The organism is Sphaerisporangium flaviroseum (genome assembly GCF_039537005.1).
In the GTDB taxonomy this organism is placed as follows: Bacteria; Actinomycetota; Actinomycetes; order Streptosporangiales; family Streptosporangiaceae; genus Sphaerisporangium; species Sphaerisporangium flaviroseum.
Genome location: NZ_BAAAZR010000074.1, coordinates 1 through 1283 on the forward strand (window position 1 = coordinate 1; position 1283 = coordinate 1283).

Sequence of the window (1283 nt, forward strand, 5' to 3'; positions counted from 1 at the left end):
GTATCAGGCGGCGCCGCGACCGAGGGTGATCGACCCGTTCCTGCCCAAGATTGAGGAGAAGGTCGAGGCGTCGAAGGGGAAGATTCGCGCTGATGTGGTGCACAAGGACCTGGTCGCGATGGGATTTGCCGGGTCGGAACGGACTACCCGGCGTGCGGTCGCGCAGATCAAGGCTGCCTGGCATGCCGGTCGGCGGCGCGTCTACCGGCCCTGGATCCCTGAACCGGGGATGTGGCTGCAGTGGGACTGGGGTGAGGGGCCGAGGATCGGCGGACGGCGCACGCAGCTGTTTTGCTGCTGGCTGGCCTGGTCGCGGTTCCGGGTGGTGCTCCCGGCGTGGGATCAGACGCTGGGCACGTTGACCTCGTGCCTGGATGCCGCGCTGCGGCGGATCGGCGGCGCGCCCACCTACCTGCTGACCGACAACCCCAAGACGGTCACCGTTGAGCACATCGCCAAGCTCCCGGTCCGTCATCCCCAGCTGGTTGACCTGGGCAGGCATTACGGCTGCGTAGTGCACAGCTGTGAGCCGTTCGATCCTGAGTCCAAGGGTGGGGTGGAGAACACCGTGAAGATCGCCAAGGCGGATCTGGTGCCCACGGCCACCAACCTGCGGGCCGCTTATGAGAGTTTCGGGGAGTTGGAGGCCGCTTGCGCGCTCTGGTGCCGGCACATCAACGATCGTCGGCATCGGGAGACGCATCGGCCGCCGGTCGAGATGCTCGCAGAGGAACGCGCTCATCTGCACTTGGTTCCCGATGAGCCGTATGTGCTGGCGCTGGGCGAGGAACGTCTGGTCCACGAGGACCGCACGATCCGGTGGGGCGATGTGCGGTACTCGGTCCCGCCGGGACACGAGGGCGGCAAGGTGTGGTGCCGGGTGCACGGTGACCACTTGGTCATCGTCGCCCGCGACACCCGTCCGGGTAGCGGCAGCGCCCTGACCGAGCTGTGGCGGCACGAACTGTCGGTTCCCGGCCGTCCTCGCATCCTGGACGAGCACTACCCCGATCATCCCGGCGGCAACGGGCCCCGCCCGCCGCGGCCGCGTCCGCAGAGCATGGCTGAACAGGCGTTCCTGGCGATCGGACCCGGCGCGGAGGCATGGCTGATCGAGGCCGCTGCGGCGGGTGTCACCCGCATGCGCGCCAAGATGGGCCGCGCTGTTGAGCTGGCCGCCATCGTCGGGGCGTCCTGCGTCGATGAAGCGCTCGGCCTGGCTGCGATCCACGCCCGGTTCGGTGAGGAGGATCTGGCCTCAATCTGCGACTACCTGGCCACCC

The 1283-nt window shown here is 68.4% G+C and carries 1 protein-coding gene; it reads left to right on the forward strand.

All coding sequences use genetic code 11. The features are described from left to right. Nucleotides 1-25: 25 nt before the first annotated feature. Nucleotides 26-1283 (forward strand): IS21 family transposase (istA, locus tag ABD810_RS40810; RefSeq protein ID WP_344953954.1); only part of this gene is annotated, 1258 nt, incomplete at its 3' end.